The organism is Actinomadura livida, assembly GCF_014648675.1.
GTDB classification, from domain to species: Bacteria; Actinomycetota; Actinomycetes; order Streptosporangiales; family Streptosporangiaceae; genus Spirillospora; species Spirillospora livida.
The window spans coordinates 384,107-408,756 of the sequence record NZ_BMRO01000008.1 but is presented as its reverse complement, the minus strand read 5'-3'; the positions used below and the strand labels follow the sequence as shown (position 1 = coordinate 408,756).

The window sequence follows — 24,650 nt, the reverse complement described above, 5'->3', positions numbered from 1 at the left end:
CTGCGCGGCCTCCTGCTGAGCAGCCTCCTCCTGCGGAGCGGCCTCCTGCTGCGCGGCCTCCTGCTGAGCAGCCTCCTGCGGGGCGGCCTCCTGCTGCGCGGCCTCCGCCTGGGCGGCCTCCTGCTGCGGAGCAGCCTCCTGCGCCTCCAGCGTGCTGGCGGACGCCTGCTCGGCGCCGGCCTGCTCGGCACCGGCGCCCTCGGCCTCGCCCTCGTCCTGCTCGGAACCCTCGACCTCGTTGAGGACGGTGTTGCCCTTGCCGCCCTTGAGGTTCGTGTTGATGTCGTCGACCTTGACCGACTCGTTCCCGACCTTCGGAGAGGCCTTGGGCGACCCCGTGACACTGCTGAAGTTCAGGTTGCCCGGTCCGCTTTCGCCGACATAGGTAGGACCGTTGTGCCCGATGTTCGCCTTGTCCACGGCGTAGATGTGGATGTCGGCCATCGCGGAAGGAGCCGCGAGGACGGCCGCCCCCATCGTGATACCGGTAATCGTCACAGCACGCGCAATGCGCTTCATGCCGTTCCTTCCTGTGTGAACTCTGCGCGCCCTTCTGAGCGCCCACGCATCACTCTTCCAGGAAAGAACCGACAACAAACTAAAGCGCGTTGACAGGCCCCTCCAAACTGAAGGCAGTAAATCACAGATTCGCGTAAGGGATTCGAGTCCCCACCACAGGCGACGGATATATATTTCCCGACCTTGGACGATTCTTGCGTCTTCGCGTTTATGTCATGAATGCCCGATTGCTCCGAGGGTGGCGAGCACGAAATGGCCGCGCGCGGGGCGTCCGCACATGAGAAAAGGCCCTGGCGCAGGGTGTGCGCCAGGGCCTCGCCGAGCCTTCTCAGCCGCCGGCCACAGCCGGGATGATGGAGATCTGGGCGCCCTCGGGAGTGGGGGTGTCCAGGCCCTCGCTGAAGCGCACGTCCTCGTCGCCGACGTAGACGTTCACGAAGCGGCGGATCTTGCCGGCGTCGTCCAGGATGCGGGCGGAGATGCCGGAGTAGCTGGACTCCAGGTCGGCGACGACGGCGCGCAGCGTGGCGCCTTCGGCCTTCACCTCGGCCTCGCCGCCGGTGTAGGTCCGCAGGATGGTCGGGATACGGACGGACACGGTGCTCATGGTGCTCCTCTCAGGCCAGGCCGGCGGCGCGGAAGGCTTCCAGGGACGGGGCGATGTTCGCGGACGGGGAGACGACGGGGGCGACCGCGTCCAGGGTCTTCAGCCCGTCCCCGGAGTTGATGATCACGGTTTCGGCGGACGGGTCGAGGGCGCCGCTGCCGATGAGCTTGCGGAGGGTCGCGACGGTGACGCCCCCCGCGGTCTCGCCGAAGACGCCCTCGGTGCGGGCCAGCAGGCGGATGCCCTCGACGACCTCCTCGTCGGTGACGTCCTCGACGGCGCCGTTCGTGCGGCGGACGGCGTCCAGCACGTACGGCCCGTCGGCGGGATTGCCGATCGCCAGGGACTTGGCGATCGTGGCGGGCTTCACCGGGCGGACGACGTCGTGCCCGGCCTTGAACGCGGCGGCGACGGGATCGCAGCCGGCGGCCTGGGCGCCGAAGACCCGGTACGGCTTGTCCTCGACCAGACCCAGCTTGATCAACTCTTGGAAAGCCTTGTCGATCTTCGTGAGCTGGGAGCCGGACGCGACGGGTACGACTATCTGGTCCGGCAGCCGCCAGCCGAGCTGCTCGGCGATCTCGTAACCGAGGGTCTTGGAGCCCTCGGCGTAGTAGGGCCGGACGTTCACGTTCACGAACGCCCAGTCGTCCTGCTCCCCGGCGATCTCCGACGCGAGCCGGTTGACGTCGTCGTAGTTGCCGTCGACCGTGACGAACGTCCCGCCGTACACGGCGGTGGTAATGATCTTTTGGGATTCCAGGTCGGAAGGGACGAACACGGCGCTGCGGATCCCGGCGCGGGCCGCCGCGGCGGCGACGGCGTTCGCCAGGTTGCCGGTGGAGGGGCAGGCCAGCACCTTGAAGCCCAGCTCCCGGGCGGCGGCGAGCGCGACGGCGACGACGCGGTCCTTGAACGAGTGGGTCGGGTTGCCGCTGTCGTCCTTCACCCACAGGCTCTGCAGGCCGAGGCTCTCGGCGAGGTTGTCGGCGCGGACGAGGCGCGTCAGGCCGGGCTCGGTGTTGGGGGTGTCCGCCACCGTGGACGGGACGGGCAGCAGTCCCCGGTAGCGCCAGATGTTGCGCGGCCCGGACTCGATGTCCGCGCGGGTGACTCCCCCGAAGTCGTAGGCGATCTCCAGGGGGCCGAAACACTCTTCGCAGGCGTAGAAGGGCCCGAGGTCGCGGGTGTTGCCGCATTCGCGGCAGACGAGACCGGTAGCGGGTCCGAGGTCAGTGGCAGGCGTAAGTGCCATGAAGCGAGGCCTTTCTCCCCATCTTCCCTGCGCCACCTTGGTCGCAGGCCGGAGTTGGCACCATCTCCCGGCCGGCCCCGCAGGATCGCGAGCGCGCTTCAGCCGAGTGGTTGCCGGGGCTTCGCAGGGCCGGTCCCTCCACCCCTCTGGATGAGCAATATTCAGTTGTGTGAGGGGTTGGGCTGGAAGACCGGCCCGTCGGCCACTGTGCTCCCTGCACCCCTCTGGATAAGCAATATTCAGTTGTCGTCCGAGCGCCGTTTGGGCTCGTATGCGTGACTTTACATGACTCGACCGGATGCCAGACAGGCGAGTCCACCGATTGAGACGTTACCCGGAGGCGTCCTTGATCACGCTCGTCTCCGCCGGCCGGGCGGTGCGCTGGGTGGGGTCGAGGAAGACGTGGCGGACGACCGGGAGCCGCTCCCTGAGCCGCCGGTCGATCTCGCCGGCGACGTCCTCGGCCTCGTCGGCGCTGATGTCGTCGGAGAAGTTGACCTTGGCGGCGACGAGGAGCTGCTCGGGGCCGAAGTGCATGGTCAGCAGCTCCGCCACGCCCGTCACGCCGGGGGACCCGAGGATCTCGGCGCGGATCACGCGCTGCGCGGCGGGGTCGGCGGCGCGCCCGATCAGCAGGACGGTGCTCTCCCGCCCGATGGCGAAGGCGAGCCCGGCGAGCAGCACGCCGATGAGGACGGAGCCGAGGCCGTCCCAGAAGTCCGATCCGGTGATCTCGCGGAGGATCAGCCCGCCGGCGGCGAAGAGGAGGCCGATCATCGCGGCGCTGTCCTCGAACAGCGCCGCCTTGAACGTCACGTCGGGCGACCGGCGGACGTGTTCGAGGAGGCCGCGGCGGTTCCGGCGGGTCTCCATGCGCGCCTGGTACACGGCGCGCAGCCAGGACGTCCCCTCCAGGACGGCGGCGAGGACGAGGACGGCGTAGGCCACCCAGACGCTCGTCCCGCTGCCGCCGTGGCCGAGCATGGTCAGGATGCCGTAGGAGATCGAGAACCCGGCCCCGGCGACGAAGATCCCGAACGCGGCGAGCAGCGACCAGACATAGCGCTCGTTCCCGTACCCGAACGGGTGGCGGCGGTCCGGGGGGCGTTCGCTGCGCCGCAGGGAGGCGAGGAGAAAGCCCTGGTTGAGGGTGTCTCCGATCGAGTGGGCGCCTTCCGCGAGCATCGCGCTGGACCCTGCCAGGGCGCCGGCGACGAGCTTGGCCAGCGCGAGAATGAGGTTGGCGAAGCCGGCGACGAGCACCGTCTTCCTCGTCTCGGCATTGCTCATTTCCGCCGGGTACCCGCACCGCTTTGCACTATTCAAAGCAGTTTTCGACTGTGTTGTGAACCACGCGGGTCACTTTGAAGCTCCCCGGCCCCAACTGAGACCCTTCCGGTATGAGCCAAGTGCTGGTGGCATCGAACCGCGGTCCGGTGTCGTTCTCGTTGTCGGAGGACGGTGCGCTCACCATGCGGCGCGGGGGCGGCGGGCTGGTCTCGGGCCTCGCCGGCGTCGCGGGCGCCCCGCGCGAGCCATCGGCCGAGGGCCCGGACGTGCTGTGGGTGTGCGCGAGCCTGAACGAGGCCGACCGGACGGCGGCCCGCCGTTCCCCGGACGGACGCATCGACCTCGCCGGTCACGAGACCGGTGGCGCGGCGGTGCGGATGCTCGACATTCCCGAGGCGACGTTCCACCGCGCGTACAACGCCGTGGCCAATTCGACGTTGTGGTTCGTCCACCACCTTCTGTACGACACCCCGCACAGCCCGCATTTCGACGCTCGCGCACGCCGTGACTGGCAGTCCTACGAGGCGTACAACGCGGCGTTCGCCGATGCCCTGGCGCGAGACGCCGCGCCCGGCGCGAAGGCCGCGATCCAGGACTACCACCTGTCGCTGGCGCCGCGGATGCTCCGCGAACGGCGTCCCGATCTGCGGATCGTCCATTTTTCGCACACGCCCTGGGCGCCGCCGGAGTATTACGCGCTGCTCCCTGACGACATCGGAACGCGGATCCTCCTGGGGATCCTCGGCGCCGACCACGCTGGGTTCCTCACCGAGCGGTGGGCCTCCGCGTTCCTCGACTGCTGCGAGATGCTGCCCGGCGCACGAGTCGACCGTGCCGCCCGTACCGTCACGTGTGACGGGCACGTCACGCAGGTGGGCGTACACGGTCTCGGCATCGACGCGGACGCGTTGCGCCGACGCGCCGCTGAACCGGACGTCGTGGAGCGGGCGCGCGCGCTGCGTGAACAGGTGGGTGACCGTCAGCTCATCGTCCGGATCGACCGGACGGAACTGTCCAAGAACATCGTGCGCGGGCTCGCCGCCTACCGGGAGCTGCTCGCCAACCATCCCGAGTGGCGCGGACGCGTGGTCCACCTGGCGTTCGCGTACCCGTCCCGCTACGACCTGCCCGAGTACCGGGAGTACACGGCGGCCGTCCAGCGGACCGCGCGGCAGATCACCGAGGAGTTCGGGACGCCCGACTGGGATCCGCTGATCCTGCAGGTCAACGACGACTATCCACGGTCGCTCGCCGCCTACGGCCTGGCCGACGTGCTTCTCGTGAACCCGATCCGGGACGGGATGAACCTCGTCGCGAAGGAGGGGCCCGTCCTGTCGGAGCGGGGCTGCGCGCTTGTGTTGTCGCGGGAGGCGGGCGCGGCGGCGGAGCTGTCCGAGGACGCGCTGATGGTCAACCCGTACGACGTGTCGCAGACCGCCGAGAGCCTGCACAAGGCCCTGCTGATGCCCCCGGCCCAGCGCGCGGAACGCTGCGCGCGGCTCACCGCCGCCGCGACGGCCCTCCCTCCGCAGCGCTGGTTCGCCGACCAGCTAGCCGCCCTGGACTGACTCCGCCGACTCCGTCCGGTCCGCCGGGGAGGCGGTCTCGGGCGCCAGGAGGCACCGGACGGGGTTCGGCTCGTGGTGCTGGTTCCAGCGTTCGCGCAGCGCCGCCTTGCGCTGCGCGAGACGGCGGTGGGCGCTGATCCTGGTGAACCGGGCGAGCTGGGACGCGGGCGGCCGCGGCAGCCCGCTCGGCTCGTAGCCGTACTCGGCGAGCCGCTCGCCGAACGCGGCCTCCGCCAGGCTGATCTGCCAGGGGTCGAGGCGCTCCGCCCACGCCCCGATGCGGCTCGTCGTCACGGCGTCGTGCGTCCGGCCGTGCCATTTCTTCCGCGGGGAGACGGTCCGCTTCGCCAGGCCCTCCGGCCGCGTCATCGCGGGGTCGAAGTCCTCGCCGAGGAACGCGCAGAGCCGGGTCAGCTCGTCGACGGGATCGGCGACGAGCCGCTCGTACTGCAGCTCGTAGTAGGAGTCGGGGCCGAGCCGCTCGGCCAGCCGGCGCCCGCGGTCGATGGCCTCCCGCCACGCGGAGACGGCGTGGTGGACGTCCTTGTCGAACCAGGGCATCTCCAGCAGCGAGGCGACGCAGTCGCGGCCGTCCCGGACGAGATGGACGAACTGGGCGTCGGGGAACATCCGCAGCAGCGTGCCGACGTGCCTGAAGTAGCTCGGGCGCTTGTCGCCCCAGCGCGGCTTGCCGTGCCGGCGGGCGTAGGCGCGGAACACGATGCCGATCGCCGAGCCGATCGTGGGCGGCCCGGCGGCTACCTCCTCGACGACCTCGCCGGCGTCCAGGCCGAGCGCGTGGAACTTCGTGGACCGGTCGGTCGTGATCCACTCCGCCAGCGCGCGCCTGTTCTCCCTGTCTTCGAGGTCACCGAACTCGCACCGCCGCGCATAGGCGGGGAGGAGGAACTTCGTCTCCGCCGGGATCGCGATGCGGGCGTGCGAGTGCAGCATCAGCTGGAGCAGCGTCGTCCCCGAGCGGGGACACCCGAGGACGAAGATCGGGCGGTCATGGCGGGGGTCCGGGCCTGATGACATGCAGGAATGGTGTCCCAGACGTCACGCATCGTACACGCCTCATCGACAGGCCGTTACCCGGTGATTACCGACGCTTGACGGTCGGCGTGCCCGTCAGGTGTACGAGTCGCCCAGGGTCTGGCGGAACTGCTTCCGCGCCTCGTGGATGCGGGACTTCACCGTGCCGAGCGGCAGGTTGAGCTGCTCGGCGATCTCCGCGTACTCGAGCTGGGAGACGTCCCGCAGGACGAGGGCCTGGATGAGGTCGGGCTTGCGGGCCTCCAGGTCCTCCATGGCGTCCAGGATGTCGACCCGGGAACCGGCGATCACGCTGGTCCGGCGCGGATCCGGGCGCTGCTGCGGAAGCTCCCCGGCCTGCTCTACCGAGCGCCGCTTCAGCGACCGGTAGGTGGAGCGGGCGGAGTTGGCGACGACGACGTGCAGCCAGGTGCTGAACCTCGACCGGCCCTCGAAGCGGTGGATGTTCCTCGCCACCTGCAGCAGGGCGTCCTGGCAGGCCTCCTCGGCGTCCTGCCGGCACGGCAGGAAGCGAGAGCTGTGCCGGAGGACGTCCGGCTCGATCTTGCGGAGAAGCTCGTTGAGGGCGCCCTGATCGCCCTGAGCGGCCTTGACCGCCAGCTCCTCGGTCCTCTCGTCGAATGCCATGCCGCCTCAATGCTCGTTCGCACACTCACCCCGTTGTTGGGATGATACGGGTGTGTCTTTCCCACCGTCAGTTGGCCGTTACCGGATCGATCGCGTCCTGGGTTCGGGGGCGTTCGCCTCTGTGTGGCTGGGGCAAGACGAGGCCCTCGACTCCCAGGTAGCGATAAAGGTCCTGTCCGGCAGCCTGATCGACGATCTGGACGTGCGCAACCGCTTCCTGGAGGAGGCCCGGATCCTGCGCCGCGCCGACTCCGCGCGGCTGGTCCGCGTGCACGACATCGGGGAGCTCCCGGACGGGCGTCCCTACTTCGTGATGTCGTACGCGGACCGCGGAACGCTCGCCGACCGCATGCGCGAGCGGCCACTTCCGGTCAATGAGGCGGTCGCGCTCGCCGAGGAGATCGCGCACGGGGTCGAGGTGATCAACACGCTGGGCGTGATCCACCGCGACCTCAAGCCGACCAACGTGCTGTTCCAGTCCGCCCCGGACGGCGGCGAGCGGGTGCTGATCGCCGATCTCGGGCTGGCGAAGGCCCTCGCGCACGCGTCCGGCGCGTTCACGCTGCCGGTCGGCACGCCCGGATACATGTCGCCGGAGCAGGCGCGGTTCGGCGGCGGGCTGGACGTCCGCGCCGACGTGTACGGGCTCGGCGCCCTGACGTACCACATGCTCACCGGGCGGGCGCCCGGCCCGGCGCCGGTGAAGTCGCCGCCGAGCGAGCTGCGCGAGGGGCTGTCCCCCGCGTTCGACCAGGTGATCCTGCGGGCCCTGGAGGTCGAGCGGGAGAAGCGGTGGCCGACCGCCGAGGCGTTCGCCGAGGCGCTGTCCACGCTCCGCCCCACGTCGCTGCCGGGCGCGCCCGCGCCGTCGTTCGCGCCGCCCGTCCCGCAGATCAACGCGGACGCGACCGTCCAGGACTTCTACCGGGACGGCACCCAGGCCCGTCCCCCGGCGGGCGCCCAGGCCCCCGGCCCGGCGGTGACGCCCGTCCAGGGGCAGGCCCCCGCGCAGGCGCCCGCCGCCCAGGGTCAGGCGCCGGGCGGCGGGCCGCGGGAGATGCGGACGCGGCTCGACCAGCCGGCGGAGGACGACATCGGCACGTCGGAGATGGCCGTCCCGCCGCGGCCGCAGGGGCCGGCGGGCGGCGGCGGGCAGACGATCGTGGACGACCCGAGCGGCCGGGGCGCCCCGTTCGGGCAGGTGGAGAACCCGACCTCCCCCGACAACAACAACGACAACGACCGCACGGTCGCGCTGCAGTCGCAGGTGCCGGGCCCGCCGCAGCCGCCGGGCGGCGAGGGCGGCGACAACAGGACCGCCGTCTTCCCGGCCGGGGCGCCGCAGAACGGCGGCGGCCCGCCGGGCGGCCCGCCGCAGCCGCCGATGGGCGGGCAGCCGATGGGTCCGGGCCCCGGCGGCCCGCCCCCCTACGGCCAGGCAGGACCGGGCCAGCCGGGGCAGCCGGGGCAGCCGCCTCCGACCGGTTTCCAGGCTCCCCCGGGACCGGTCCAGGGGCAGGGCCAAGGGCCGGGCGCCAAGCAGGGCGGCCTGCTGAGCAGGCTCCGCGGCGGCGGCCCGGGGCGGCCGGGCGGCGGCGGTGCCGCGAAGAAGAGGTTCGTGACGCCGCTGCTCATCACGGTCGCCGTGCTCGTGGTCGCGCTCATCGGCGGCCTGGTCCTCGGCATGCTGTTCTCGGGCGACGAGGGCGAAAAGAAGGACGGCGACCCCAAGCTCCCCGAGGACTTCGCCGCGGTCTCCGACGACGCGGGCAAGATCAGGACCGCGGTGCCGAAGGCGTGGCCCAGGCAGCCCGAGCAGACGTGGGAGCCGAACACCGTCCGGCTCGAGGACGCCCAGCCGCGTCCGGTGCTGCGCGCGACGCCGGACAAGGCCGCGTTCCTCGGCGACGGCCAGGGCCCCGGCGTGTTCATCGGCGTGACGACGGACGTGCGCGCCGGGCAGCTGCCCCCGCCGTCCGCGGCCGTCCACCCGCAGTGCACCAAGGCCGAGCCGGAGAACTACACGACCCCCGACAAGGCCCTCAGCGGGACGATCACGCGCTTCACCGACTGCAAGAGCGGTACGCCGTCCGTGACCGAGGTGGGGCTGACCGACAAGGGCGGCAAGTTCGGGCTGTGGATCCGGGTCAAGGAGACCGACAACCGCAACGCCACCAAGGACATCCTGGACAACCTCAAGGTCACCGGCCCCTGACCCGCACCGCCCCGGCTGAGCGATATATCGTTGATGCATCGCAATTGATCACCGTTCTGAGGAGCCCGCGATGCGCGACACCACGATGCGACACCACGGGGGCCCCCGCGGGCCCCGGGAGCGCGGGCGCCGCGGGGACCAGTTCGGCCCGTGGGGTCCGGGCGGCCCGATGTTCGGGCCCGGCGGACACCGCGGACGCGGTGCCCGCGGCCGCCGGACCCGGCGCGGCAACGTCCGGGCGGCGCTGCTCGCCCTGCTCGCCGAGCGGGCCATGCACGGCTACGAGATGATCCAGGAGCTGGACGGCCGGACCGGCGGCGTCTGGCGGCCGAGCCCCGGCTCGGTCTACCCGACCCTCCAGATGCTGGAGGACGAGGGGCTGGTCAGCAGCCAGGAGCAGGGCGGCAAGCGGCTGTTCTCCCTCACCGACGCCGGCCGCGAGGTCGCGTCGGCGCAGGCCACCGCCCCCTGGGACGAGGTCACCGCGGAAGCGGGCGAGAACGTCATGCGCGGCCGTGAGGCGATCGGCCAGCTGATGGGCGCGCTCCAGCAGGTCATGACGGTCGGCAGCGAGACGCAGAAGGCCCGTGCGCTGGACGTCGTCAACGACGCCCGCCGCCGCCTCTACGGGATCCTCGCCGACGACCCCGAGGCCGAGTGAACCGGCTCCCGCGAAGGCGCCGGCCCTGGGTCGCGGGAGATCAGCTGGGGAAGGGCGCCGGTTTGGCGAGCTGGTCGGCCAGGTAGAGCTGCTTCCACACGTACAGCCCCATGTCGGCGCGTCCGATGCCGCTTTCGACGGGGACGTCCACCGTCGCGCGCACCAGGTACGTCGAGCCGGGCGGCATGTACTTGTCACCGCCGTCGCCGGACACCAGCCCGCCGCCGGCCAGCCGCCGCACGACCTCGCTCTTGGTCGGCGGGGTGCACATGTCCTCGGGCACGCCCGCCTGCGGCATGCAGCGACCCCGCGCCTCGGGCGTGACGAGCGCGCGCTTGACGAACACGTCGCCCGGGAAGTCGAGGAGGACGTTGTCCTTCGTCGGGTTGGTGAGCAGGTACTCGATGTAGGGGAACGACGTACCGGACGGCGGCGTGGAATGGAACGTGGTCACGGCGCCTTCGTTCACCCCGCTGTCCACCGTGGCGAGCCGGTACTTCGCGCCGTCGGCGGTGCCGACCTCGATGGGCTTGCCCGCCGGCGGGAGGTCGGCGCCGGCCGGTCCCGCGTCGCTCGCGACCGTGCTCGTGTCGCCCTCCCCGGATCCGCCCGTCAGGACGACCCCGGCCGTGACCAGGCCGGCCAGGACGAGCACGCCCGCCGCCACGAGGCCGCTGCGGCGCCCGGCGGCCCGCTGCCGCGCCCGGCGCTCGAGTTCCCGTTCCCGCGGCCCCAGCCGGACCTGCACTCCGCTGGTCTCCCGGACGCCCATCGGCCCGGGCGTGGACGGGATCTCGTCCTCCGGCTCCAGGTACGCGTCCTGCGCCTCGGACGTACCGGCCCAGGCCGCGGCGCCGCGCGGCTCCGTCTCGGGCCGCGCCTCCGAGGCCGGAACCTGGACGCGCGGCGGCGGCGACCCGGCACGAGGCGATGCGGGCAGAGGCGACGGAGGCGACGCGGGCGGGCGGCCCCAGACCCGCGGCGGCTCACCGCTGCCGGGAGCCGCGTGCACGATGGGGTTCGTCGGGGCGCCCGGCGGAATCGGCGCACCCGGTGCCGTCCGCGCGCCGGGGCCCGGTCGCGCGCCCGGCCGCAGGGACGGCGGCGGATGGATCGGCGTCCCCTCGACCGGCGTGGCCTTGGCCGCCGGGATCCCGTGGGCGGGCGTGTTCCCGACCTCGCCGGGACGGCGCGGGAGTACCGGTTCCATGTTCACCGTCAAGCCTCCCCAAGTCTCGCGCGGCTCCCCCGTGAACCACACTTACCGCACTTCATCATATTTTGGCGCAATTGGACTAACAGTCCACAGCTGCCCCCAGAGTCTCGCGAGATCCGACAAATACGCTGACCGCTCTTGTCACCCGCACGACAACCCGGGAGATCAACAGCGGAAAGTCGTCACCCGCGCTTGTCAGATCGAGCGATCAAGGGCCGGTGAAGCGGAGCCGGACACGGCCCGCCTCGGGCCGTGTCCGGCGTCCTACATCGGTCAGGGAAGGGGGTCGGTCAGGGGAAGGGAACGAGCTTGGCGGGCTCCGTGCCCACGAAGATCTGCTCCGCCACGTACAGCGCGACGTCCGAGGAGGTGAGGTCGCTGTCCACCGGAACCTGGACCGTGATGCGCACCAGGTACGTCGAGCCGGGCGGCATGTACTTGTCGCCGCCGGCACCGTCGACCAGTTCCCCGCCGATCAGGCGGCGCACGACCTCGCTCTTGGCCGGTGCCGTGCACATGTCGTCGGGAGCGCCGCCCTGCGGTTCGCACCGATCCCGCGCGTCGGGCGTGACGAGCTCGCGCTTGACGAAGATGTCGCCGGGGTAGAGGAGCAGCGCCTCGTCGTCGGTCGTGTTGGTGAGGAGGTAGTCGATGTAGGGGAACGACGTGCCGGACGGCAGCGCGGTCTGGGACGCGGTCACCGCGTCCTCGTTCAGCCCGTTGCTCACCGCGGCGACCCGGTACTCGAACCCGTCGGCCGTGCCGACCTCCAGGGGCTTCCCGGCCGGGGGCGGCTCGACGTCCGCCAGTTTCGCCCCGGAGCCGCCGGCCTGCGATCCGCCGTCGCCGCCCGATCCGGGCGTCAGCAGGAGCCCGATCGTGACCAGCCCGGCCAGGACCAGGACACCGGCCGCGACCAGCAGGCCGCGGGCGCCCGACCGCCGCCTCGCCCGGCGCGCCTCGCGCTCCCGGCGCGCCCGCTCCCGCTCACGTGCCCGCGGACCGAGCCGCACCTCGACGCCGCCCGAATCCCGGGCCGCCTGCTCGGTCCCGTACGGGCCGCTGTGCTCCGGATACGCGTCCTGCGCCTCGGGCACGGCGGACCAGGGCCCCCAGGGCTCCGCCTCGGGCATCGAACTGCGGCTGCCGGACTCGGGCCATCCGGCCCCGGGCCGCGGCGACGACTCGGGCGGACGGCCCCAGGCACGCGGAGGATTCTGCGGCTCCGGGGACGCCCTGGGGGGATCCAACGGGATCTCGTACGGGTCGACCGGCCCCCGCTGGACGATCGGACGCACCGGGGCGTCCGGCGGGATCGGGGCACCCGAGGGCGGCGTCCCGCCGCCCGGCGGAGGAGAAGGAGGACGGGACGGCAGGCCCTGCGCCGGGGTCGCCCGGGGCGTCGGGGTTCCCCCGGGAGGCGTGTACCTGAACTCGCCCGGACGCCGCGGAAGACCACGTTCGGTGTCCATTGCCGCCTCCCCTCCTCATCGTGCGATCCCGAAGAACCGCACACATACCGCAAGTCGCCACATTTTGCCCCACCGGAACCAGTGAACTGGACATGCCTCGCGAGTCGCGCATGTTGCGACAACCCCGAGCGGCTTGTTTGTCACTTCGGGACAAGAAATCGGGCGGGGAGGGTGATTCGGACCGGATCAGCCGCGGTTCGGCGGCCGTTTCAGGGGGCCGAATCGAGCAGCGTGCCGAGGAACCCGACGACGCCGGCGGGGCCGTCCACCACCAGGTCCGCCCGCTCGGCCAGGGCGGTGACCTCCGCGGACCCGCTGCACACGAGCACCCCGGGCACCCCCTCCGCGCGCAGGGACTCGACCGCCTCGAACGCGGCCAGGTCACCGAGGTCGTCCCCCGCGAAGAGCACGGCCGACGGGCGGGTGCCGCGGTCGGCGATGAACGAACGCAGCGCCATGCCCTTGTCCATCCCGTGCGGACGCAGCTCCAGCACGAGGCGGCCGGGCTCCACCGTCAGCCCGGTGCGTTCGGCGAGCGCGGCGAGGATGCCGCGCAGACGCTCAAGCGCGACCTCCGGTTCGGCGCACCGCCGTGTGTGCACGGCCAGGGCCTGCCCCTTGTCCTCGATGAACGTCTCCGGGGGCGCGCCCGCCGCCTCCAGCACGCCGGGCAGCTTGGCGCGGGCCTCCGCCACGCCGGGCGGCGGCTCGGGCACGGTCAGGACGCCCGACTCCCAGCGCTCCAGCCCGTACTGCCCCAGGACGACCAGGCCGTCGATGCCCTCGAAACCGCCGTACTCGACCGCGACCGCCGCCGGCCGCCCGGTGACGATCACCAGGGCGCCCACGCGCGGGGCCAGCCGGGCCAGCGCCGGAGCCGCGCCCGGATGCGCCCGCGCCGACGCCGGATCGTCGACGATCGGCGCGAGGGTGCCGTCGAAGTCGAAGCCGAGCACGGCCTCCGATGGGGACTTGCGGATCGCGTCGAGGCCGTCGGCACCGGCGGCCGTCACAGAACGGGGAGAGTTCACCCGACCAGTGAACCTTCTCACCGGGGGTGTCGCCAGAACCCGCCCGGCGCGAGTCGGGCGCGGCAGCGGGTCCGCGGGGTCAGGGGGTCAGGGGGTCAGGGGCGGATGCCGAGACGGCGGGCCGCGCGGCTGCGCTGCCGCTGCGTCCGCATCCGGCGCAGGCGCTTGACGAGCATCGGATCGCACTCGAGCGCCTCGGGACGGTCGATCAGGATGTTGAGGAGCTGGTAGTACCGCGTCGCCGACATGTCGAACCGCTCGCGGATGGCCTGCTCCTTGGCTCCCGCGTACTTCCACCACTGCCGTTCGAAGGCGAGGATCCGGCGGTCGCGCTCGGAGAGCTGGTCGGCGGGAAAGGCGGCGTCGTCCGTCCCGTCCTCATCATCGGTCGCGGTCTGGGGGGCTGGGCCATCGTCCATGCTGGTGTCCTGTGGGGGGACGTCACCGCGGAGGTCACCGGGGGCGTTCGCCGCTCGCATCAGGTCCCCTCTGTGGTTACTGATCCCGGGTCGTCCGGGTTCGGGCGGGTGTCATGTTACGCGTCCGCGCCGACAAGTTCCGGCGGTTCGCGGGGAACGGCGGCCGGCGGTTCAGTGCATCACATCCCCCTTCACCAGGGGATCTCCAGCGCCGCGTGTCCCTTGGGAACCGCGCGTCCCGGCGGTCCCGAACATGTGCAAACTACATTCGTTACAGTGGAGGCCGCGGCATCCGGGAGGCAGCGGACCGGCACGGGAAACGGAGACCTGGAATGGCGACGGAGACCCCCGCCACGAAGCGGCCGGACGGACGGGGCGCGGCCGGGCCCGGCACGTCCGGGCACGCGCCGGGCGCGCCGGGGCCGCACGACGAACCCGGCTCCGACCCCGTCCTCGCCGCCATCGGCGCGGCGCTGCTCCAGCTCCGCCGGTCCTGGGCCAAGCCCGACCTCATGAAGCGGATCCGCGCGCAGACGCCCGCCGGGACCGGCGGGCGCCCTCTGCAGATCTCGAACCTGATGGTGGTCAACGCGGTCGCCGCCCTCACCGCCGAGGCGAGGCCGGACGACCCGCCCCGCGAGATCACGGTCGGCGCGGTCGCGGAGCGCCTGGAGATCGACCCGTCCACCGCGAGCCGCCTGGTCGGGCACGCCATCGACGCCGGGCTGGTGTCGCGGCGCCCGTCCCCCGTCGACGCGCGCCGCGCCAACCTCGGCCTCACCGACGCGGGACGGCGCGTCAAGCAGGTCGGCGACCGGTTCCGCCGCGCCTACCTCGACGAGCTCATGGCCGGCTGGACCGCGGACGAGCGGGCCGAGTTCGCCCGGCTGCTCACCCGCTTCACCGACGCCGCCGCCCGCGCCCCGCGCTACTCGGACGGCATCGACAAGATCTTCGAGGAGGCCCGCGCCGAATAGCGCGGCCCTCCCCTGCCGCCTTGGCGGACCCCCGGTCAGTCCCCGTTGCGGAGCGTCGAAGCCCGCCGCATGTACTCGTCCTCGTCGATCTCCCCCCGGGCGAACCGCTCGGCGAGCACCGACCGCGCCTTGGCCATCGGGTCGGCCGCCGCCGCGGCCGCCGCGGCGCCGCTGTTCATCCGGCGGCGGATCAGGTAGAAAGCCGCGCCCAGCACGGCCAGCCAGAACAGTCCGAAGGCGATCGGGAAGACCGGCCAGAACGCGGGGGCGTCCCCGCCGTCGTGCCAGCCGCCCGGGCCCAGCTGCGTCACCAGTGTCGTCAACATCGTTCATCGACCCTTCCTGTGTTCGGATACGTCGATGCTCGGCGACGGGTACGGCACCCCACATCGTCCGGCCGGAGACTCCCGCGCTACGCCCGGCGGAGTAGCGCGCGGCGGACGGCCGAGTATCGGGGGCGGACGGCGTCGCGCCAGCCGGGCAGCCGGCCTCACCAGGCCGTTCAGCGGCGGGCCGTCACCACCAGGGCGGGCGGTAGTCCTCGTCGTCGGAGGGGCGGGCGCGCCGCGGACTCCGTCCGTGCTGCTCGCCGTCGGGCCGGTCCGCGGGCTCGTGCCGGTGCCCGGGTTCGGCCGGCGGCGACTCGGGCAGCGCGCCGGTCGCCCATCCGTCCGCGGGCGCGGGCGGGGCCTCCGGGCCGTCGAGGGTGCTGCGCCGGAACGCCTCCCACTCGTCGTCGTCGAGGCCGGGCGCGTCGTCCTCGGGCCGCCCGTCGGTCCCCGAGCCGTTGAGGCTCGCGCCGTTGGTCCCGTTCACACCGCCCTGCCCATTCATACCGACGTGCCCGTTCATACCGACGTGCCCGTTCATACCGGCATGCCCGTTCCCGGCGTCGTGCCCGTTCCCGGCGTCGTGCCCGTTCGGCGGCGTGTGCCCGTTGAGGTGGCCGGCCTGCCCGTTCCGGCCGTTCGCCGAGAACTCGCTCGGGTCGAACGGGCGCAGCTTGTGCGGCAGGACGGGCGGCTGCTCCGGTTCGGCCGCGGTCGGTTCCAGCGGGGTCGGTTCGGGCTGCGGCGGTTCCCCGCGGTCGAACCAGCCTCCCGTGGCCGAGGGGGTCCCCCAGGAGGGATCCATGGGCGCGGTGTCCAGGGGCGACTGGGTTCCGCCCCATGGCTCGCCGGGCGCGTCGTCCTCGGACGCGCGCCCCCACCGCCCGAGCGGGCCGGCCGAGCTTTCGAGCGGTGCGTCGCCGGCCTGCGGGCCGTCCTCGGAGGCCCCGTCCCGCAGTTCGGTATCGCCGGGCGTACCGTCCGAAGGCACGTCGCTGAACTGCAGGCCGTCCTGGGACGTCGCCCATGCCGGGGACTCGTCGGGCGAGGGCGGGGCGACCGAAGGCGGCGGCCCCTGGTACACGTCGGTGCTCTGCCAGAGGGGTGCGTTGACCGGCGCGACCCCGGCCGCCCCGGCGGGTCCCGGCGCGGCCGACGCCGCAGCGGGAGCGGGCGGGCGCGGCGCCGGCGCGGCGGCCGGCAGCCCGTAGTCGGGCACGGCGTCCGTCTCGGCGCCGTATTCCTCAGGGCGGCGCCGCTGGCGCCAGCCGAGCACGAGCCCGACGACGACCAGCACTCCGCCACCGCCGACCACGAGCGGGAGCAGGACGCCGGTGTCCTCGACGGGGCTGTCCGCCACCGGCTCGGGCGCCGGCGAGGCCGGCGGCGTCTGCACCGGCCCGCTGGACGTCTTGTTGATCGCGTGCGCGGCGTAGAGCGTCCGCAGCGCGTCGACCGTGCCGGGACAGGCGGTCGACCCGGTCGGCTGCCCCGGCCGGGCGGGCGACCCCTGGACCAGCGCCCGCCGGACCTCGTCGGGGGTCAGCCTCGGGTACCGGGACCGGACGAGGGCGGCGACGCCGGCGACCATGGCCGACGACGCGCTGGTGCCCGTCCCGACGACGTAGCCGTTGCTGGCGTCGGCGCTGACGATGTCCACGCCGGGCGCGCACACGGAGGCGTGGGAGCGCCGGTTGCTGTCCCGCCAGAGCCGCAGCCTGCGGTCGAGGGCGCCGACGGCGATCACCCCGGGGTAGGCGGCGGGGAAGTTCTTGCGGTTGGCGCCCGAGCCGTCGTTGCCCGCGGACGCGATCAGCACGACGCCCTTGCCGAGGGCGTACTTGATCGCGTTCTCCTGGGACTTGGTGCCGTTGTAGAACTGCCGCCCGCCGCCGAGGGACATGTTGATGATCTCGGCGCCGTGGTCGACGGCGTAGCGGATGCCCTGGGCGACGGCGTCGCGGTCACCGGTCTCGCTCGGCTGCCCGTTGTCGCGCCGCAGCGGGTCGTCGTTCTCCAGCGTGACGCGGATGGACAGGACGGTGCTCTGCGGCGCGACGCCCATCATCCCCTGCGCCAGCCCCGGGCCGTGGCCGTGCCCGGCGATGATGCTGGCCATCGACGTCCCGTGCAGGCCCCAGTAGCGGCTGCCGGGGGCGCGCACCCCTCCGGTGAGGTCGGGTCCGTTGATGACCTGCCCGGTGAGGTCGGGGTGGTTCTTGTCGACGCCGGTGTCGAGGACCGCGACCGTGACGCCGCGTCCTTTGGAGTACCGCCACGCCCGCGGGGCGCGCAGCGCCTCCAGATGCCATTCGCGGTCGCGGATCTGGTCGGTCGGCGCGTGGACGAGCGTCCCGGTGGCCGCGCCGCGCGGCCCCGGGTTCGCGGCCCGTCCCGCGATCGCCTGGGCGGGCACGGCCACGGCCGCGCCGAGCGTGAGGAGGGTGAGGACCGCGGTCGTCCGGGCGCCGAGCCGGGTCGCCGGTCGGACTCGCGCTGGACGGCGTCGACCGGTTCCGGACACGCCGCCGCACCTCCCTCCCCGGCAGACCGCCGCTCCACGACGGGTTGACATTCTGCCACGCGAACCGGCCGTCGCCCGGGCACTCGGCGCATCGGGGCACGTCCGGGACAGTGTGCGTCTTCCGTCCGCGACCCGCGCGCCGTACCGCGGCCGCCCCCGGCACGGCCGCCGCTCATACCCGCTGGTAACCGGCGTTGGCACGCAATGCTAGCCGCCCCCCTGCACCCGCCCCCGCACCGGCACGCCGCCGTCCGGGCGGGGGCACCGGACCGTCACCGGACCGTCACGGAACCGTCACCGCGCCAGTGGGAGGTCAGTGGGAGCCCGCCCCCGTCAGAGCCCGCACCGACAGGTCGTCGTAGCGCTCCCGGTCGGGCTGCTCCCGGCCGAGCAGCGATCCGGCGACCGCGCACGCGAACCCGACCGGGATCGAGACGAGGCCGGGGTTCTCCAGCGGGAAGAAGTGGAAGTCGACGCCTGCCGGGAACAGCGACAGGCTCTCGCCCGTCACCGGATCGGTCTTCCCGGACACGACCGGCGAGAAGAACACCAGCACGAGGGAGCTGACCAGCCCGCCGTAGATGCCGGCGACCACTCCGGTCGAGGTGAACCGCCGCCAGAACAGCGACAGCACGATCGCGGGGAGGTTGGCCGCGGCGGCCATCGCGAACGCCAGCGCCACCAGGAACGCCACGTTCAGGTCCCGGCACACGACCGCGAGGGCGATGGCCAGCGCGCCTACGAGGAACGCCGCGAACCGGGCCACCGTCACCTCCTGCGACTCGCGCGGGCGCCCGAGCATCAGCACCTGGCCGAAGTAGTCGTGCGCCAGCGACGTGGACGAGGCCAGCACCAGCCCGGACACGACGGCGAGGATCGTCGCGAACGCCACCGCGCCGATGAACGCCAGCATGAGGTCGCCGCCGAGGTGCCCGCCGACGTGCTCGCCGGCCGCCTGCGCGAGCTGCGGCACCGCGGTGTTGCCGGACGGGTCCTGCGCGACGATCGCGTCCCGGCCGACCAGGGCCGCCGCGCCGAAGCCGAGCGCCAGCGTCATCAGGTAGAAGGCGCCGACGAGCCCGATCGCCCAGGAGACCGACGTGCGGGCGGCGCGCCCGTCCGGAACGGCGAAGAACCGGTTGACGATGTGCGGCAGCCCGACCGTGCCGAGCACCAGCGCGGCGGCCAGGCTGATGAAGTCCAGCTTGTTGACGATCGTCCGGTACGCGTCGCCCGGGACGTCCTGCCCGTACCGCAGGCCCGGCCGCAGGAACGCCTCGCCCTGCCCGCTCGACCCGGCGGCGGAGCCGAGCATGGAGCTGACGTCGAACCCGAACCGGCCGAGCACCAGCGCCGTCAGCACGACCGAACCGGCGAGCAGCAGGGCCGTCTTGATGATCTGCAGCCAGGTCGTGGCCTTCATCCCGCCGAAGGCCACGTAGAAGATCATGAGCGCGCCGACCAGCACGATCGTCACCGTTCTCGCGGTGCCCGCGGACATCATGAGGAACCGCTCGCCGCTGTGGATGCCGAGCAGCAGCGACACCAGCGCGCCCGCGCCGACCATCTGCGCGAGCAAGTAGAACACCGACACGGTCACGGTCGAGACGACGGCCGCCCGGCGGACCGGTGCCTGCCGCCGGACGCGCACCGACAGCACGTCCGCCATCGTGAACCGGCCCGCGTTGCGCATCATCTCGACCAGCAGCAGCGCGAGCAGCCACGCGACCAGGAAGCCGATCGAGTACAGGAACCCGTCGTATCCGGACAGCGCGATGATCCCGGCGATGCCGAGGAACGACGCCGCCGACATGTAGTCGCCCGCCAGCGCGATCCCGTTCTGCGGGCCGGAGAACGTCCGCCCGCCCGCGTAGAAGTCGTCGGCGCCCCGGGTGTTGGCCCGCGCCCAGACCGTGATGCCCAGGGTGAGCACGATGAGCGCGACGAAGACCGCCAGCGCCACCCCGTGGTGCTCGATCACCGCAGCTCACCGGCCAGCGGGTCCAGCCGCCGGCGCGCGTACGCCACGTACGCCCAGGCCAGCGCGAACGTCGACATCACCTGCAGGACGCCGAGCAGCAGCGCGACGTTGACGTGCCCCACGACCGTCCGCGCCATGAAGTCCCGGGCGAACGCGGACAGGCCGACATAGAGGAAGTACCACCCCAGGAACACCGTGCCGACGACCAGCGCGGCCCGCCGGACCCGCCCCCGGAGCAGTTGGAACCGCTCATATCCCGCTATGGACGCATATGGTCCGGGTTCGCCCCCCTGGCGCCCCGTGACCTCCGAGTCCCCCATCATCTGGCCTCCCCTGGCCGGACATGACTCTCAGCAATCGATTGATCGCTCCATGAGAGCAAAGTTTCCCCGTCCGCGACCCGCGTTTGACGAGATATGGAACGACAGCCCGGCCGCACGCCGGGGCGGTCGAATGCGGTCCAGAAGGACGCCAGTGTTCAGTGGCATGGTCACTCCCATGAAACGCGTGCTGGCCGCTGCGGCCCTCCTCCTGTCCACGGTGGCGATCACGGCGGTGACGAGCCCGCCCCCGTCCGCGGCCGTGGGCAGAGCCGGGCCCGACCAGCGCCCTGCCGTGGCCCACTGGGACGGAGAATCCTGGCAGCCGGTGCCCTATACGCGGGACGACCCCAGGCTGACCAGCGTGCTACCGGTCGCGGGCGGCGAGGTCTGGGCCACCGTGCGACAGGCCGAGTACGTGGTCCGCTGGAACGGCTCCACCTGGTCACAGCGCCTTGTGGATAGCGGCCAACCAACTCCTCGACCGGCCCGGTCGTTCTCACCAAGAACTGATGATGCTGAACTTCTGGAATCTGAACTGGCTACTTCAAAAACGAGAAGTACTCCGCTAGAGTCGGGCACACCGGCGAGGAGGGGTCATGACGGAGACGCGGGTCGGCTATCTGCTGCCGACGAGGGAGCAGGCCGTGCTGGACCGGCATGATCCGGGACGGCTGGTCGAGCAGGCGCGGCGGGCCGAGGCGCTCGGGTTCGACTCGGTGTGGGCGGGCGACAGCCCGGTGACCAGGCCGCGCGCCGACCCGCTGCTCCTCCTGGCGGCCGCGGCGCACGCCACCGAGCGGGTCGCGCTCGGCACGGCGGTGCTGCTGCCCGCACTGCGGCACCCGATCCTGCTGGCCCACCAACTCGCCACCCTCGACCGGCTGTCGGACGGACGGCTGATCGCCGGCATGGGCGCCGGCTTCCCGAACCCGCGGACCGAGGCCCAGTTCACCGCGATCGGCGTGCCCTACAAGCGCCGCGGCGGCCGCCTGGAGGAGTCGGTCGAGGTGATGCGGAAACTGTGGTCGGGCACGGGCGCGGTCTCGCACCGGGGCGAGCACTTCACCTTCGAGGACGTGACGCTCGCTCCCCCACCGGCCAGGCCCGGAGGACCACCGATCTGGCTGGCGGGCGGTGGACCGGCCCTGCGGCGGGTGGCTCGCCTCGCCGACGGCTGGCTGCCCTACCCACCCACGGTTGGGATGTACGCAGAGGAACGTGCCCTCGTCCAAGGAGCGGCGGAGCAACCCGTCACGTCCGCCCTGTACGCGACCGTCTGCCTGGACGACGACACCGAGCGAGCCCAGCAACGTCTGCGAACGAGTGTGGAGCGCTACTACGACGCCCCTCTGGAGTTCATCAGGTCGATCCAGGCCATGTTCGCCGGAACCGCACGCGAGGTCGCGGAATGGCTGAACTCCTACATCGAGGCTGGAGCGCGGCACGTGGTGATCCGGCTCGCGACCGACGACCACGATGCCGACCTGGACGCCTTCGCCGACCTCGTCCTACCCCTTCTGCAACGGGAGCGTTCCGCATGACCACGTTCGTGCTCGTCCACGGCGCCTGGCACGGCCCCTGGGCATGGGAGAAGGTGACGCCGTTCCTTCATCGGACCGGTGCGCGAACCATCGTCCCCCAACTGCGGGAAGGCGACGTCGGCCTACGCGAACACGTAGACGACGTCATCACTGCCCTGGACACCGCCTCAGGAGAAGTCGTCCTAGTCGGACACAGCTACGCAGGACTCGTCGTGCGAGAAGCGGCCGATGCACACCCCGACAAGGTGGCCCATGTCGTCCTAGTGGACGGATGGGCGGGCCCGGACGGCTCCAGCCTGTTCACACTGGCGCCCGACTTCTTCGTCGAGGTGGTCCGGGCTTGGTCGGACGGCACGTACATCCCCGCACCTCCCCCGGACGCGTTCGGCATCACCGACCCCGACGAGGCGGCACTGCTCGTCCCGCGCCTCCGGCCGCAGCCGCTGCGCACCTTCACCGACGCCACGCGCCTCACCGGGGCCGTCGACCGGATACCGGGAACGGCCGTCTACTGCCGCCCGCAGACGTATCCGTTCGACCGGTTCGGCAAAGAACTCGGCTACCGGACGCTGGGGACGGACGGCCCGCACGACCTGATGGTCACCCACCCGGAGCAGGTCGCCCGGCTGCTCCTGGATGTCGCCGAGCCCTAGAGTGATGCGGTGGAACAGCGGACGTACAACCAGTACTGCGCGACCGCGCGCACCCTCGACCTCGTCGGCGAGCGCTGGACCCTGCTGCTGATCCGCGAGTTGCTGACCGGCCCCAAGCGTTTCGGCGACCTGCAGGCCAGCCTGCGGGGCCTCGGCACAGGCCTGCTCTCCGCCCGGCTCAAGCATCTGGAGCGCGAGGGCCTCGCCCGCAAGATCACGTTGCCGGCGCCCGCCCGGACCCCCGCCTACGCGCTGACGGAGGCGGGCGAGGAACTCGGCCCGGCGATCCTGGAACTCGCCCGGTGGGGGATGAAATGGGCGCTCGGTGAACGCCGCGAGGGTGAGACCTTCCACCCGAACTGGGCGGTACTGGGGCTCAAGGCGTGCTTCGACCCCCGGGCGGCGGCCGGGCTGCGCGCCGTCTACGAGTTCCGCATCGGCGACGAAACGCTCCAGGCCCGCGTCGACGACGGCACGATCGAGATGTCGCACGGCCCGGCACAGCCCCCGGACGCCGTCATCACGATGGACGAGCAGGCGTTCCTCGCCCTGGCCGCCGGACGCACGACGCTCGCCGAGCTGATCGGCGACGGCATGGCCACCGCGTCGGGCGACAGGGACGTCATGGCCAAGCTGGGCGACCTGTTCCGCCTCCCCCAGCCCCGGCCCCGGACGGCCGAAGACCGCGCCTGACCCGGGTCAGCGTTGGACGTGACGTTTCCTGCCGCGCCCCCTCAGCGCGGCGACGATCGCGACGCCGAGCACGGCCAGGCCGATCTGGAACACCAGCTCGATCCAGTCGATCCCGTTCGTCGTGCTCACGCCGACCGACTGCGCGATCGCCGTCCCGACGATCGCCGCGGCGATGCCGACGAGCACGGTCAGGATGACGCCGATGGGCTGGCGGCCCGGCAGCAGCAGCCGTCCCAGCGCACCGATGATCGCGCCGATGACGATCGCGCTGATGATGCCTGTGATGTTCATGCCCTCCGTGTGCCCAATAAGGACCCGCCGTCACATGCCCCAGGCCGGTTTCCGCGTGTCAGGCCCTCCGCGTCACCCGCATGGGCACGGGCCCGGCCGGCCGCAGCGTGATCTCCGCCCTCATCGGGACCTTGATACCGGGCGCCAGGTCGAGCCGATGAGTACGGCTGACGGTCGCGAGCACCAGGACGGCCTCCAGCATCGCGAACCCGGCCCCTACACAGATGCGACGTCCACCCCCGAACGGCAGATACGCGTACCGGGAACGCTCTGTCTCGCCCATGAACCGCTCAGGCTGGAAGCCCTCCGGGTTAGGCCAGACCTCCACATTCCTATGCAGCAGATAAGGCGGCACAGCAATGGTCGACCCCGCCGGAACCCGAACCCCGGCGATGTCATCCTCCTCCAGGGCATCACGCTCGATCGTCCAGGCCGGGGGGTAGATCCGCATCGCCTCTTCGAGGACGGCCTTCGTCCAGGGCAACCGGTCGACGTCCTCGGCCCGCGGTTCCCTCCCGCCGAGAACCTCGTCCACCTCCTGCTCCAGCCGCTCACGCGCGGCCGGATACCGGGAAAGCAGCACGAACGTCCACGCCAGCGACGCAGCCGTAGTCTCATGCCCCGCCAGCAACAGCGTCAGGACCTCGTCATGGAGTTCGGCCTCGGAGAACTCACCGCGCTCCTTGAGCAACTGCAGAAGCTCCCCACCGGACGACCCCTTGATGACGCGCTGCACCAACCCGTCCAGTTGCCCGAGCGCACCACCCAGCCCAGGCACACGCTGGTACACCCCACGCTTAGCGGCCGCCCCAGGCAGGAAGGTCCCCGCGACGGCACCTCGCTGAAGGAGCTCCAGGGAACGCCCCGTCCGCTCGGCCTCCCCCGCGAGCGCACTGCCGAACAAGGCCCGCCCGACGATGTCCAAAGTCATCCGCCGCAGCTCACCCGCCGCGTCGAGCAGCACCCCGTCCGGCCACCGCGCGACGGCCGCCGCGGCCGTCTCGACGATCTGCGGCCCGAACCCGACCACGTGCCGCTGCGCGAACACCGGCTGCACCACCCGCCGATGCCGCCGCCACGTCTCCCCCTCGCTGGTCAGCAGCCCTTCCCCGAGAACCGCCCGCAGCGGCCGGTAGGTGAACGCCTTGACATAGTTGGCCTGGTTGGCCACCAGAACATGCTCGGCGTACTCGGGCCGCGAAAGCACATAAAGCGCCCGCCCGACCCCGAACGGCACCCGAACCGCGTCCCCGTACCGCCGCCCAAGCGCCCCGTACGTCCCGAGCGGATCCCGGGCCATCCGCATCCACCACCGGACAGCCTCCGCGCCCCCCGGCCCAGCAACCCGCGAACCCACCACCAACGCCATAAAACCCACCGTAAACCCGCCCGCACCCGGATC

At 72.2% G+C, this 24,650-nt stretch carries 23 protein-coding genes and 1 riboswitch; of the genes, 7 read left to right on the top strand and 16 right to left on the bottom strand.

Translation table 11 applies throughout. From position 1 onward, the window contains the following. The 4 genes from IEZ03_RS21625 to IEZ03_RS21610 all read right to left on the bottom strand — a co-directional run. A partial coding sequence (locus tag IEZ03_RS21625; RefSeq protein WP_189241223.1) for a hypothetical protein occupies positions 1-519 on the bottom strand: 519 nt, incomplete at its 3' end. A 328-nt stretch (positions 520-847) separates the two neighbouring features. After that, positions 848-1,126 (bottom strand): MoaD/ThiS family protein, encoded by a 279-nt coding sequence (locus IEZ03_RS21620; RefSeq protein WP_132045637.1) that lies wholly within the window; start codon positions 1,124-1,126, stop codon positions 848-850. 10 nt (positions 1,127-1,136) lie between these two features. After that, a complete protein-coding gene (gene thrC / locus IEZ03_RS21615; protein WP_184880779.1) occupies positions 1,137-2,381 on the bottom strand; it encodes a threonine synthase in 1,245 nt (414 codons plus the stop codon). Positions 2,382-2,396: 15 nt separating this feature from the next. Next, positions 2,397-2,538: riboswitch (SAM riboswitch) on the bottom strand. A 173-nt stretch (positions 2,539-2,711) separates the two neighbouring features. Next, the gene (locus tag IEZ03_RS21610; RefSeq protein ID WP_184880777.1) at positions 2,712-3,671 is read right to left on the bottom strand and encodes a cation diffusion facilitator family transporter; all 960 of its coding nucleotides are present in this window, start codon (positions 3,669-3,671) and stop codon (positions 2,712-2,714) included. 110 nt (positions 3,672-3,781) lie between these two features. On the opposite strand from IEZ03_RS21610, the gene IEZ03_RS21605 reads away from it, so the two are divergent. Next, positions 3,782-5,239, top strand: a complete 1,458-nt coding sequence (locus tag IEZ03_RS21605; protein WP_184880775.1) for an alpha,alpha-trehalose-phosphate synthase (UDP-forming) — start codon at positions 3,782-3,784, stop codon at positions 5,237-5,239. On the opposite strand, the gene IEZ03_RS21600 is transcribed toward IEZ03_RS21605, so the two are convergent. Then, entirely contained in the window at positions 5,222-6,277 is a 1,056-nt protein-coding gene (locus IEZ03_RS21600) for a sulfotransferase family protein (RefSeq protein ID WP_184880773.1), read from the bottom strand. The genes IEZ03_RS21605 and IEZ03_RS21600 overlap by 18 nt on opposite strands. A gap of 93 nt (positions 6,278-6,370) precedes the next feature. Further along, the gene (locus tag IEZ03_RS21595) at positions 6,371-6,922 is read right to left on the bottom strand and encodes an RNA polymerase sigma factor (RefSeq protein WP_131986050.1); all 552 of its coding nucleotides are present in this window, start codon (positions 6,920-6,922) and stop codon (positions 6,371-6,373) included. Between the two features lie 121 nt (positions 6,923-7,043). Here IEZ03_RS21595 and IEZ03_RS21590 point away from each other — a divergent pair, with 121 nt between their 5' ends. Together IEZ03_RS21590 and IEZ03_RS21585 are read left to right on the top strand one after the other, a co-directional pair. Then, positions 7,044-9,137, top strand: coding sequence for a serine/threonine-protein kinase (locus IEZ03_RS21590; protein WP_229808454.1), 2,094 nt, complete (start codon positions 7,044-7,046; stop codon positions 9,135-9,137). A 70-nt stretch (positions 9,138-9,207) separates the two neighbouring features. Further along, a complete protein-coding gene (locus tag IEZ03_RS21585) occupies positions 9,208-9,798 on the top strand; it encodes a PadR family transcriptional regulator (RefSeq protein WP_184880769.1) in 591 nt (196 codons plus the stop codon). A 40-nt stretch (positions 9,799-9,838) separates the two neighbouring features. Here the strand turns inward: IEZ03_RS21585 and IEZ03_RS21580 are convergent, their stop codons facing one another. From IEZ03_RS21580 to IEZ03_RS21565, 4 genes are all read right to left on the bottom strand, one after another. After that, the gene (locus IEZ03_RS21580) at positions 9,839-11,014 is read right to left on the bottom strand and encodes a hypothetical protein (protein WP_184880767.1); all 1,176 of its coding nucleotides are present in this window, start codon (positions 11,012-11,014) and stop codon (positions 9,839-9,841) included. A gap of 290 nt (positions 11,015-11,304) precedes the next feature. After that, positions 11,305-12,147 (bottom strand): hypothetical protein, encoded by an 843-nt coding sequence (locus tag IEZ03_RS21575; protein ID WP_184880765.1) that lies wholly within the window; start codon positions 12,145-12,147, stop codon positions 11,305-11,307. Positions 12,148-12,695: 548 nt separating this feature from the next. Continuing rightward, the gene (otsB, locus tag IEZ03_RS21570; protein WP_229808453.1) at positions 12,696-13,517 is read right to left on the bottom strand and encodes a trehalose-phosphatase; all 822 of its coding nucleotides are present in this window, start codon (positions 13,515-13,517) and stop codon (positions 12,696-12,698) included. Positions 13,518-13,612: 95 nt separating this feature from the next. Further along, positions 13,613-13,936, bottom strand: coding sequence for a DUF3263 domain-containing protein (locus IEZ03_RS21565; RefSeq protein ID WP_207945506.1), 324 nt, complete (start codon positions 13,934-13,936; stop codon positions 13,613-13,615). A 332-nt stretch (positions 13,937-14,268) separates the two neighbouring features. Between IEZ03_RS21565 and IEZ03_RS21560 the strand changes: the two genes are divergently transcribed. Next, a complete protein-coding gene (locus IEZ03_RS21560) occupies positions 14,269-14,913 on the top strand; it encodes a MarR family winged helix-turn-helix transcriptional regulator (RefSeq protein WP_184880760.1) in 645 nt (214 codons plus the stop codon). 35 nt (positions 14,914-14,948) lie between these two features. Here IEZ03_RS21560 and IEZ03_RS21555 read toward each other — a convergent pair whose 3' ends face one another. The 4 genes from IEZ03_RS21555 to IEZ03_RS21540 form a co-directional block, all read right to left on the bottom strand. Beyond that, positions 14,949-15,239: an SHOCT domain-containing protein gene (locus IEZ03_RS21555; RefSeq protein ID WP_207945507.1), complete on the bottom strand. Its 291-nt coding sequence runs from the start codon at positions 15,237-15,239 to the stop codon at positions 14,949-14,951. 190 nt (positions 15,240-15,429) lie between these two features. Further along, complete coding sequence (locus tag IEZ03_RS21550) at positions 15,430-17,766, bottom strand: S8 family serine peptidase (RefSeq protein WP_184880757.1); 2,337 nt, start codon at positions 17,764-17,766, stop codon at positions 15,430-15,432. A gap of 313 nt (positions 17,767-18,079) precedes the next feature. Beyond that, entirely contained in the window at positions 18,080-19,747 is a 1,668-nt protein-coding gene (locus IEZ03_RS21545) for a monocarboxylic acid transporter (RefSeq protein WP_184880755.1), read from the bottom strand. Then, on the bottom strand, positions 19,744-20,070 hold the full coding sequence (locus tag IEZ03_RS21540; protein WP_221480564.1) for a DUF485 domain-containing protein: 327 nt from the start codon (positions 20,068-20,070) through the stop codon (positions 19,744-19,746). Before IEZ03_RS21540 ends, IEZ03_RS21545 begins: the two co-directional genes overlap by 4 nt. 596 nt (positions 20,071-20,666) lie before the next feature. Here IEZ03_RS21540 and IEZ03_RS21535 point away from each other — a divergent pair. From IEZ03_RS21535 to IEZ03_RS21525, 3 genes are read left to right on the top strand one after another with little or no spacing between them, the layout of a single operon-like run. Beyond that, positions 20,667-21,611, top strand: a complete 945-nt coding sequence (locus tag IEZ03_RS21535) for an LLM class flavin-dependent oxidoreductase (protein ID WP_184880753.1) — start codon at positions 20,667-20,669, stop codon at positions 21,609-21,611. Continuing rightward, positions 21,608-22,264: an alpha/beta fold hydrolase gene (locus IEZ03_RS21530; protein WP_184880751.1), complete on the top strand. Its 657-nt coding sequence runs from the start codon at positions 21,608-21,610 to the stop codon at positions 22,262-22,264. The genes IEZ03_RS21535 and IEZ03_RS21530 overlap by 4 nt, the downstream gene beginning before the upstream one ends. Before the next feature lie 9 nt (positions 22,265-22,273). Continuing rightward, positions 22,274-22,957, top strand: coding sequence for a winged helix-turn-helix transcriptional regulator (locus IEZ03_RS21525; RefSeq protein ID WP_184880749.1), 684 nt, complete (start codon positions 22,274-22,276; stop codon positions 22,955-22,957). Positions 22,958-22,963: 6 nt separating this feature from the next. Here the strand turns inward: IEZ03_RS21525 and IEZ03_RS21520 are convergent, their stop codons facing one another. Then, complete coding sequence (locus IEZ03_RS21520; RefSeq protein WP_184880747.1) at positions 22,964-23,248, bottom strand: GlsB/YeaQ/YmgE family stress response membrane protein; 285 nt, start codon at positions 23,246-23,248, stop codon at positions 22,964-22,966. A 58-nt stretch (positions 23,249-23,306) separates the two neighbouring features. Then, entirely contained in the window at positions 23,307-24,548 is a 1,242-nt protein-coding gene (locus IEZ03_RS21515; RefSeq protein WP_246487756.1) for a cytochrome P450, read from the bottom strand. Between the last annotated feature and the right edge of the window lie 102 nt (positions 24,549-24,650).